Source organism: Psychroserpens damuponensis (genome assembly GCF_000826655.1).
Classification (GTDB): Bacteria; Bacteroidota; Bacteroidia; order Flavobacteriales; family Flavobacteriaceae; genus Psychroserpens; species Psychroserpens damuponensis.
Genome location: NZ_JXJO01000002.1, coordinates 15991 through 27275, shown reverse-complemented (window position 1 = coordinate 27275; position 11285 = coordinate 15991). Strand labels below are relative to the sequence as shown.

Sequence of the window (11285 nt, the reverse complement as noted above, 5' to 3'; positions counted from 1 at the left end):
TAATAATTAGATTAACAATGCATACACTTCGTCAATTGAAGTGATACCATTTTTGATTAATTCAATAGCATTGTCTTTTAAGGTTACAATGTTTCGCTCACTTATATAGTCGTCAATCTCTAACGTATTATCTTTAATATGAGAGACTAATTCTTTAGTAATTGGGATGATTTCATAAATGGCTTTTCTACCAGAATATCCAGTATAATAACAATGGTCACAACCTACAGGGATCGATTTTTCTTTGAGTTCCTTCGGGACTAAAAACGAACTAGGAAAATCGTTAGGTACAAGTTGAGTAGTCTCTTTACAATGGTCACAAAGTTTTCTAATCAGTCGTTGTGCAACGCTAACATTTAATGTGCTCGCTATAAGAAATGGTGCAATATCCATATCAACTAATCTTGTAATCGTTGCCCAAGCAGAATTAGTATGAATAGTTGATAAAACTAAGTGTCCAGTTAAGGCTGCTCTTATTGCCATATTAGCAGTTTTAGCATCTCTTATTTCACCAACCATTATAACATCTGGATCTTGTCTCAAAAACGTTCTTAACGTACTCGAGAAATCTAAGCCTATATTTTCTTTTAGTTGCACTTGATTAATACCTTCTAGCGTATATTCAATTGGATCTTCAATAGTTAAAACATTAGTCGTTTCAGTATTTAATAATTTCAAAGTGGCATACAATGTTGTTGTTTTACCCGATCCTGTTGGTCCAGAAATTAAAACAATGCCATTAGGTTTTTTTATAGTTTCTAGATACGATTTAAGTTCGTCTACTGAGAACCCTAAATCGTCGAGTTGAATATGATCTGCATCCTTACTTAGTATTCTAAGTACGAGTTTTTCTCCATGAAGAATTGGTAGAGAAGACACTCTAATATCAAACTCTTCAGAAACTGTTTTTATCGTAATACGACCATCTTGAGGTAAACGTTTTTCCGAAATATCTAAACCTGCTTTAATCTTCAGTTTATTTACAATGACAGGATATTCTTCTTTATTAATAATAAAATACTCTTTTAACTTTCCGTCGAGTCTAAATCGAACTCTACATCTATGTTCATAAGTTTCAAAATGAATATCACTGCTCCCAATTGACTTTGCTGTAGAGAGTAAATCTTCTAAGAAATCGTTGGAGTAGTTAAATGTTTTACCTTGTGTATTAGCTCTAATTCTGAAATTGGAAGATAGACACTGTTTTATATCTGATTCAGAAGTTTTAACTAACTCAATAGGTCTTCCAAGTAATATTTGCAATTCTTGTTTTAGTCTTTGGTCTATACTCAAAGATTTAAAAGTAATCGTTTTATTTTCTTCGGAAATAGGTACAATATTATACTGGTAAGCTTGCTCACTACTGATAAGCTGAGTTAGGTTTGCAGGTATTTTAAAGTCTTCTTTTACTATCATTAAAACGCGTATAAAGAATTAGTGATACCCAACCAAAATGAAATATAGGAGGCTCCAAAAAACAAACTTAAATAACCAGCAAGTGGTACAGATTTGATTTTAGAAAATCGTTTTAAACTTAGATGTGCAATAAGAGAGAATACAAGCGCAAAAACAAAAATTATTAAGAATGAGATTGTTGAAAACGAAAAAATTAAACCTATAAATAGTAAAGCATCTCCAAGTCCAAAAGCTTCACTAATATTGACTTTTAAAACCAATTTTGAGTATAGTATTATTACCAATAGCAAAAGTGTAACAAAAGCAAGATTTAAGATAATTGAGGTTATAAATAATTCTGGTAATGTGTCATTGTAAAAAAGAAAACCACTACATAAACCCACTATTGGAAATAAAAACCAAAACACTCGACGTTCTTTGTAGTCCTGAATAAAGATCAAACCTAATGTTATAATTAATATGATTTTTACTAATATCATTAGTCTTTTATAATTTGTTTAGGCGTACCATTTTCGTTTATTTCCCAGACGTTATAGATGCCATCACCATCAAAATCAGTTATAGCTGTTGCTCTAGCTATAAAAGTTGTATTGTCTGCATTTAAAATATCGTAAATGTAATTACTAGTTCCATTGTTTTTTACCGTTTTAGGTGCTTCAAAATCTAACTCATACAAATCTGTACTGTATTTAGAATACAGATAGCGATGTGATGTTTGATTATTAAAAATGTATTTTAATTGGATCTGCGCTTCAGCACTTTTTGCTTTAGTAACTAAAGGCATAAGGTTTGGTAAAGCGATTAACATGAATACACCAATTATTAGAAGCACTACCAGAATCTCCTGAAGATTAAAAGCTTTTACTTTCATCTTATCATTTGAAATTTTGAAATTATATATAGCCATGCTCTTCTGCTTTTAAAATTAAGTCTCTATCATTACCATCATCGATATCAAACAATTGTTTAAGATTTCTTTTTCTGTATTCCATAGCACTTTTAGATAAGGGTAAGATCTCAGCGAGTTCCTTCATTTTTGAACCTTTTGAGATATGAAATATCAATTGTCTATCTAATTGATCTAAAACAAAATCATTAGAAATATGACGTCTTACTAATTGCATGATTGCTTTGCTGTAAAAAGGCTCATCATTGAGTATCGCATTTATAGCAGTAATTAGTTTACTATAATCAATATCACTTTTTATGAGAAATCCTTCAGGATTGATTGATTTAAGGATATTATTCAATCGGTAATTGTTATTATGTGATGTAAAAACCATAATTTTTACATTGGGAAATAACTCCCTTAATTTAACTCCAATATCCTCACCAGATAATAATTGCTTATCTGTAGATTCCGGAATACTTATATCTAAAAGCACCAAATCAAAAGGCTGAGTCTTCACAGCTTTTTGTATCTCAAGCTCTGCCGAATCGCAATTAGTTACCGATGATATTTTAAATTCAAATAAGCCATTGTCTTCGCTTATTTGATCTAATGTTTTCTCTAATACGTTTATAATAAGAGGTTCATCTTCTACGATTAAGACGTTAATAGGTTGTGTCATAGTCTGTAAATAAAATAATTAATAAATTAATACTTACAGCTACTAATATAAAATAGGGAGAGAAACAAATGTAAAGCATTTAGCTTTAACTTTTAAAGTTAAAACCTTAATTAATATTTGAAGATTGATACTAATTTTAGAGAAGTATAAAAGGCAAGATTGAAATGTCAGCATCATAGTTTAGTTGGTATTTATGTTTTGTAAATCCAATAACTTCTAAACTAATTTTTGATGAAAAATTTAATTTATTATTCGAAACCTTATTGTTTCATAAGTTCTAAATTGCAGCTAATATTATTATTGACCATCATAAGTGTGAACAATAGTTTGTCGCAGACAAATACTAATACGATTGGAGGAATCGAAGAAAATATTGAAACTGATTTACCCACAATTATTCCTCCATCTCCTACTGTTGCAACTTTAATGAGGTTTGAAGAAGTGCCTGTCAATCATTACACAGGTGTTCCTGATATCTCTCTTTCTTTGTATTTAGCCAAACTTTCAAATAATCTCAATCTTAATATTGGATTAAGTTACAACCCGTCGGGTGTGAGAGTGGATGAGAGGTCTGGATGGACAGGTACAGGGTGGTCTTTAAACACTGAAAGTGTTATTTCAAGAACGGTAATGGATGTGCCAGATGAAATTTCTACCGTTTCCGGTATAGGTGATTATGGTGTAGGTGATATTGGTACTTTTAGTAATAATTTTTATGAATTAACAAATCTTGATATAGCGAACGCTTCTCAAACAGAGTATGATGAGTTAAGTGAATTTGTTTGGGAAACTACCAATGGAGTACAACATCAAGATTATCAACCAGACCTTTTTCAATTTAGTTTTTTTGGATATGCGGGCAGGTTTATAATTTTAAACATAAATGGCAATTTAGAGCCTAAGATTATTTCTTCTGATAAAAACATAAAAATTAACCTTAATTACACTACTAATAATGCCTCTACTGCTGAAGACGCTTATATTCTCAATAGTTTTGAGGTTATTGATCCTCATGGTAATAAGTTTCTTTTTTCTGATAAAGAAATTACACATAGTGAATCCTATTTACATAGTAGATCACAGTCAGATAAATTTACACAATTTGGCAATATCACGTCACCTCAATTATTAGATTACACATCTTCTTGGAAACTCACTGAGATAAGATCTTCAAGTAATCAGTTACTAGCAAACTATCAGTATCATGATGTTTTGGAGGTTTTTACCACAGCAAAAAACAGAGAAGTTGCAAGACTTACAGGTACAAATGGTCAAACACCAGCTTCTTTATTGGGTAGTATGAAACACTCTAATGCCTCTTTAATGCCTCCAAAAAATATTACTAAAGGTAGTAACCTTACAATACAAAGTAAAAAATTACAACAAATTACATTAAAAGACCTTACAAAAATCTCATTTTCTAAAGAGAATAATCATCCTGAGTTTACAAACTTTACAAGCTGTAAATTAACTGGTATAACAATTGAGGATTTCAATGGGAATGAAATAAAAGACTTTTATTTTATTTATCATACAAATCCTCAAGGGAGACTCTTTTTAGATAGAATTCATGATATTTCAAATCAATCCACCATATTACCATATAAAATGTTTTATGAAAATAGAGATGAGTTACCTGAGTTTGAGAATGAAAATAAAGATATATGGGGATATTATAATGGAATTAATGACTTTTATAATGCTTCACACTATGAAGCAAAAGCAAAAACAGGAGTTCTTAATAGTCTTTCCTACCCAACAGGTGGTAAAAAGGAGTTTGATTTTGAACTAAATAAGATAGGTTATGTAGGTCAATCATTGGTAAACGTTTTTAATTTACCAGAAAACAATGTTATGGTGTTGCCTCCCAATCAATCTTTTTATGGAGACCTAATTGGAAATGGTATGACCGTTCCTCTACCACAAAGATTGTTTTTTGAAGTAACGAGTAATACTTCGGGTGAAATTACTTATAATACTGTTGGCGTAATCTCAAATCAAATTGATTATAACAAACACGACGTTAGGTTGAGTAAGGTTACTCTTAATAACAATGTAACTAATCCTCAAAGTGAAAATGATATATCATCAGAAACATTTGTTAGGAACTTTGATTTACAAGATAATAACAATCCTATAGTAGACAATGTAAGTTTAAGTCCAGGTTGGTATATGATAAAAGTATATACTAGTCAACAATACATTATTGCTCCTCCAGACCCAACCCTTCCAGATAATGTAAATCATACAATGTTGAGTGTTTATGTTACCATGCGATATGGTACTTTTCAGTACAATACAAGGAACTTAAGAGGTGGTGGTTTAAGAATAAAGAGTATAAGGTTTACAGACCAGGAAAACGATATGATTAAAACCGATTTTGATTATTCGTTGAAGGAAACAGATACTTCTTTTGGGAATCCTCTACCTAGTGGTAATCTTAGTGATCCTAATTTGCAATTATCCAGCGGTGCATTTGAAGGAAGTATTATGATGAAAAGAACATACACGAAAAATATGAATTTAATTACACCAGTTGATTGTTCCGCAGGCTTGGGAGTAATAAATTTGGGTAACCCTATACCTACTTCATATAGTTTTGAAGTTACAAGAATTTTAAATGCAGTTTCAGGACAAATGACTAAGGGGAATTATGTAGGTTATAAAAATGTAACAGTCACTAAAACGGGTAATGGTAAAACTGATTATGAGTTTACAAATTCTTTAGACTATCCGACTTATGATCAATCTTACTATACTTCAACACCTCCTTATTTTGAAACTCCTGTTCCAGACTTAGAGCATAAAAAAGGTTTATTAATAAAACAATCGGTTTTTAATGAAAGTGGGGATATACTTAAAAAGACAGAAAATGAATATGTATTTGATGAAATTGCAGAATATGACTATTTCTATACTTATTATCAATCTAATTGCCCAAGTGATATGTTCTTTAGTTATTATCAAAATTACAAAAGTGGAACAGCAGATATAGAAATCTGTGCAATAGATAGTGGAATAGGTGATACACAGAATTGTGGTAGTTTTCCTGGTTATATAGGCATACAAAATGCCAAACACATTTGGGGTAAAACGTATTTAAATAAGACAGATAATTACGAGTATTTTTATGATGATACTAGTAGTTCTGTAAAGGAAAGTAGTGCTATTTATCAATATAATGCAGATAACTTTCAAATAAGTCAAGTAACTAATAGTTTTGAGGAGTCTGGTATTATACAAGATTTAGTTTCTAAATATTTTTATCCTGTTGGACCGGATATTAATAGTAATTCAATTAGTGTCAGGCAGAAATTAGTTGACTTACATCAAATTAATGAATTAGTAGCAACACAAAGTTTTAGAAATGGGACGCAACTTAATCAATCTCATAAAGTCTTTTTTGAATATTCCACAGATCAATTATTACCTCAAGTAATTGAGGTTGGTAAAGGTGCTGATGATCCAGAAGCTCGGATTGAGTTTCATAAATATGACAATTTTAATAACCCATTAGAGTTTTCAAAAGCAGAAGGAACACGAGTCATTTTTGTTTGGGGTTATAATGATTCTCAACCTATAGCTAAAATAATAGGTCATAGCTATGATAATATATCTTCAAGTCTTTTAACGGTTATAAATGCAGCTAAATCTGCATCCAATAATGATTCAAATATTAGTACAGAGAATTTTCTTAAAACAAAATTAGATGATATAAGGAATCATTCAGATTTAGTTGATGCTCAAGTTACTACATTAACTTATGACCCACTTATTGGGGTGACAAGCGTAACTGACCCTAGAGGGTTTTCTATGACCTATCATTATGATGACTTCAACAGACTTAAATACGTCAAAGACCAAGACGGTAATATCTTAAGCGAGAACGAATATAATTATAGAAACCAATACTAATACTAGAACCATGAAAAATTTACTAATCACATTAGCATTCGTTTTAGTGTCATTTACAGTATTGGCACAAACAACAACAGAGAATTACGTAAAGTCAACATCTTACAAGGTGAAGACTACAGATGGAGAGCACAAAGTTGGTACATCAACAGACTTAGTCAATGATGAAAAAATAGAAACTATCACTTATTTAGATGGATTGGGTAGACCAAAACAATCTATATCAAAACAAGCAGGAGGTAATAAAGAAAATATCATTACCCCAATAATTTATGATGACTTAGGTAGACAGATTAAAGACTATTTGCCAACATTTACTCAGCTTACCAATAATGCTTTAAATTATGTTGATAATATAAATCTCATATTAAATCAAGAGAATCAATATTTACAGAAATATCCAGAAGAAAATTGGTTAAATCTTGCAGATGTTAATGCATACTCTCAAAAACACTTTGAAAACTCACCATTAAATAGAGTTTTAGAACAAGGCGCACCAGGAAAAGATTGGCAAGTAGATCAAGTTAATGATACAGATCACACCATTAAATTTGAGTATCAAACAAATACTATTGAAAAAGTTGAAATGTTTAGTGTCATTTTCCCAACATTAGATACAGAACAGCCTCAATTATTTTATGAGGGAACTTATGGAGCAAACGAATTATATAAAACAATTACAAAAGATGAAAACTGGCAACCTAGCCAAATGTATCTCAAAGATCACACTACCGAAGAATTTAAAAATAGTTTAGGGCAGGTTATTCTAAAGAGAACTTATAATGAAGATATTGAACATAATACATATTATGTATATGATGATTTTGAGAATTTAACCTATGTTCTTTCCCCTAAAGGCTCAGACCTTGTGCTTTCATCTCAGGGGTACAAGGGATTTAGTTCTATTAATAAATCCTCTGCTTTAATTCCTACAAATAAGCATGGTGAACCAATTACTACAGGTAATGGAACAATTAATATTAATGTAAATGGCAGTGCCAATACGTTTACAGTTGATTTTGATGTAAGTTTTGATTCCTCTATTGATTTGGCAAAGGGAGCTGTAGTTCAATTGAATCAAAATATACCAAATATGATATTAGGTACCATTCTAAATGGTAATTACACAGTATCCGTTCAAAATGGTTATTTGTATATCGCGGGAAGTGGTGCAACAACATCGATTAATGAAACTATTGTTGCAAATTTGCCAAATACTATTATCGTTGAAGAGCATATAGATGACCTTTGCTACCAATATCATTACGATAAAAGAAACAGATTGATAGAAAAGAAAATCCCACAAAAAGGATGGGAGTATATAGTCTATGATAAATTAGATAGACCAATATTAACACAGGACGCTTTACAGCGTGCTAAATCTCCAAAAGGATGGTCATTTACAAAATATGATAAATTTGATCGCATTGCATATACAGGAATTGTTAATAATAATTACTCTAGACATAATTTACAGGACACAGCAAGTAGCCAAACTCAATTATCAGTAGAACAATCTTCAAGTGCATCAACTATTGACGGTATGTCTGTATATTATTCAAATGATGTATATCCGTCAAATAATTTAACATTACTCACTGTTAATTATTATGATAGTTATAATGCGACATTAACAAATGCCTTGCCTAATCCAGGAACCATTTATGGTAAAACTATTAGCAGTGATACCAAAACATTGGCAACAGGGAGTTTGGTGCTAGTACTAGGCACAACAGACTGGATTACCTCTGTGACGTATTATGATGAAAAAGCACAACCCATTTATATAGGTAGTGACAATGCGTATTTAAATACTAAGGATGTCATAAAAACCGATTTAAATTTTATAGGCACAGTTTTAGAAACCGAAAGTTCTCATATAAAAGGAACTAATTCCGCGATTATAATAACCGATAGGTTTACCTACGATCATGCAAACAGATTACTCACCCAAAAACAACAAATTACAGGGCAACCAGAAGAACTTATCATCAAGAATGAATATGATGAATTAGGTCAACTTAAAATTAAAAATGTTGGTAATACAGAAACAACACCGTTACAAACTGTAGATTATATCTATAACATTCGTGGTTGGTTAAAACAAATCAACGAACCAACGTCACTAGGGGATGATTTATTTGCATTTAAAATTAATTATAATACAATAGAATTGGCAGGGAATTCAGTGTCAAAAAAGTTGTATAATGGAAACATAAGCGAAACAATTTGGCAAACGGTTAATGATGCTACAGATTTGGTAGATTATCGTGGTTATTATTACGAGTATGACGCATTAAACAGAATTAATTGGGCACATTATAGACGGAGTACTCCAGGACAAAATGGTCACTATAATCTTAAAAATGTTCAGTACGATAAAAATGGTAATATATTATCGTTAGGTAGAACAGGGATTAATAATGATGGATGGTTTTCTGGAGGTATGGATAACTTAGTGTATTCTTATAGTGGTAATCAATTAGATGATGTAACTGAAAATGGAAATAACACCATTGGTTTTACAGATACGGCTGGATCACAAATTGGAGATTATGAATACGACACCAATGGTAATATGGTAGTAGATAAAAATAAATCCATTAGTTCAATAGAGTATAATCATTTAAATCTTCCAACTTTTATTGTTTCTAGTGACCCAAATGAAGGACAATTGTATTATATTTACGATGCAACTGGTGTTAAATTAGAAAAACGAATGGAATCCTACAATGGTGATATCTCAACTACAGCATATGCTGGTAATTTTATATATGAAAAACATGGGGCGGAAGATGTTTTAAAGTTCTTTTCGCATCCTGAGGGATACGTTGAACCAAGTAATAATGGTGGTTATGACTATGTATATCAATATAAAGACCACTTAGGGAATATAAGACTGTCATACTCTGACCTCAATAGTAACGGTACAATTGAAGCATCTTCCGAAATCTTAGAGGAGAACAACTACTATCCCTTTGGTTTACGTCATAAAGGATATAATAATGTGATAAATGGTACTGACCATCCGTATGGATTTGGTGGTAAAGAAGAGCAGGACGAACTAGGACTTGGGTGGATGGATGTTACTGCTCGCAATTATGACCCAGCACTTGGACGTTGGATGAATATAGATCCATTGGCTCAGAAGATGCCAACATATTCTCCGTATAATTATGCTTTTGATAATCCAATTAATTTTATTGATGAAGATGGAGAATTTCCAATTCCTGCTTGGGCTATTAAAATTGCTGTTAGTGCTACTATAAAATCTATAGTAAAAGTTACAATAGGAAAAAAGATAGCTAAAATTGATAATGAACTTCAAGATGTGAAAAGTGAGATAAGTTCTAAAACCACAGAGATGAGAAATATACGGACAGGACGTACTGCTGATAGTCCAGTTTTTGAAGGAGGTTATGGAGGTGGCGGATATAGTGGCGCAGGAGCAGGAGATTCATTTGGTTCTCCAATGTCCAAAGAAGAAGCTAAATCAGCGCAACAAGAGAGTGATAAGCGTTTTAAAGAAGATAACCCTGAAGGCTATGAAAAAATTAAAAGTCTAGAATCTGAAATAAATGATTTACAAAAGGAAGCCGATGTCTTAGATAAAAAAATAGAAAAAATAGAAAAAATACAATCATTAGTTAGAGCAACAGACCCAGATAAAATTGCAGATGAAGTTGCTCAAGAGGTTTTTCCAGATTTATATACTTTATATAAAACGATTAAAGAAAAGATAAATGATGATGTTAAACGAAGAAATACAGAAGAAGAAACTCCATGAGGTATTTAATTATAATTGTTATATTATTTGTTTTTGGATGCAAAAATAAAGTCGAAAACAAACAAGAAATTGACATTAAAGAAACAGAAGAGATACAAGAAGTCAAATATGTATATGACACTTCTTACATTTTAAATAAAGAAGAACAAGCCAAACTTGAATTATTATTAAAAAAAATTAGTTTAGAAAAAAATATAGAAGTTGTATTTTGTTCAGTAGATAATGAAGAAAAGGAAAGTATAGATACTGTTGCTAATAAATATTTCCATTCTTTTGATTTGAGAAAAAATAATTATCAAAATAGGATTCTGATTATTATTTCAACAATTACAAGAGATTTTAAAATAAGTGTTGGTGATAACATAGATGAATCTATATCAAAAGATAAGTTACTTGAAATTAAAGAAGGAACACTTGGCTACTTTAAAGAATCTAAGTTTTACGAAGGGTTAAACTTTGCTTACAATAGACTGAATGATGAGCTGCCTAAAATGCTTTAACTATTATTATTATAATTACTTTTAATAGGATAATGAATAAAATAAGAGCTATCAATATCTTCAAAGTAGGAGTGAAAATAAGATCTTTATTAGTTA

7 protein-coding genes are annotated in these 11285 nt (G+C 31.0%); 3 read left to right on the top strand and 4 right to left on the bottom strand.

Annotated features, from left to right (window positions below; translation table 11 throughout):
• Window positions 1–6: 6 nt before the first annotated feature.
• Genes TD29_RS01090 through TD29_RS01075 form a run of 4 tightly spaced genes read right to left on the bottom strand, consistent with a single transcriptional unit; the run spans window position 7 to window position 2987 of the window.
• Window positions 7–1416: a GspE/PulE family protein gene (locus TD29_RS01090; RefSeq protein WP_040278301.1), complete on the bottom strand. Its 1410-nt coding sequence runs from the start codon at window positions 1414–1416 to the stop codon at window positions 7–9.
• Complete coding sequence (locus TD29_RS01085) at window positions 1416–1895, bottom strand: hypothetical protein (RefSeq protein WP_040278300.1); 480 nt, start codon at window positions 1893–1895, stop codon at window positions 1416–1418. Before TD29_RS01085 ends, TD29_RS01090 begins: the two co-directional genes overlap by 1 nt.
• Window positions 1895–2323, bottom strand: coding sequence for a type IV pilin protein (locus TD29_RS01080; protein WP_040278299.1), 429 nt, complete (start codon window positions 2321–2323; stop codon window positions 1895–1897). The genes TD29_RS01085 and TD29_RS01080 overlap by 1 nt, the downstream gene beginning before the upstream one ends.
• Complete coding sequence (locus TD29_RS01075) at window positions 2310–2987, bottom strand: response regulator (protein ID WP_040278297.1); 678 nt, start codon at window positions 2985–2987, stop codon at window positions 2310–2312. The genes TD29_RS01080 and TD29_RS01075 overlap by 14 nt, the downstream gene beginning before the upstream one ends.
• Before the next feature lie 231 nt (window positions 2988–3218).
• Between TD29_RS01075 and TD29_RS01070 the strand changes: the two genes are divergently transcribed.
• The 3 genes from TD29_RS01070 to TD29_RS01060 are packed head-to-tail and all read left to right on the top strand — an operon-like array spanning window position 3219 to window position 11189.
• On the top strand, window positions 3219–6902 hold the full coding sequence (locus TD29_RS01070) for a hypothetical protein (protein WP_040278296.1): 3684 nt from the start codon (window positions 3219–3221) through the stop codon (window positions 6900–6902).
• 10 nt (window positions 6903–6912) lie between these two features.
• On the top strand, window positions 6913–10689 hold the full coding sequence (locus tag TD29_RS17770; RefSeq protein WP_052466932.1) for a DUF6443 domain-containing protein: 3777 nt from the start codon (window positions 6913–6915) through the stop codon (window positions 10687–10689).
• The gene (locus TD29_RS01060) at window positions 10686–11189 is read left to right on the top strand and encodes a TPM domain-containing protein (protein ID WP_040278294.1); all 504 of its coding nucleotides are present in this window, start codon (window positions 10686–10688) and stop codon (window positions 11187–11189) included. The genes TD29_RS17770 and TD29_RS01060 overlap by 4 nt, the downstream gene beginning before the upstream one ends.
• The last annotated feature ends 96 nt before the right edge of the window (window positions 11190–11285 follow it).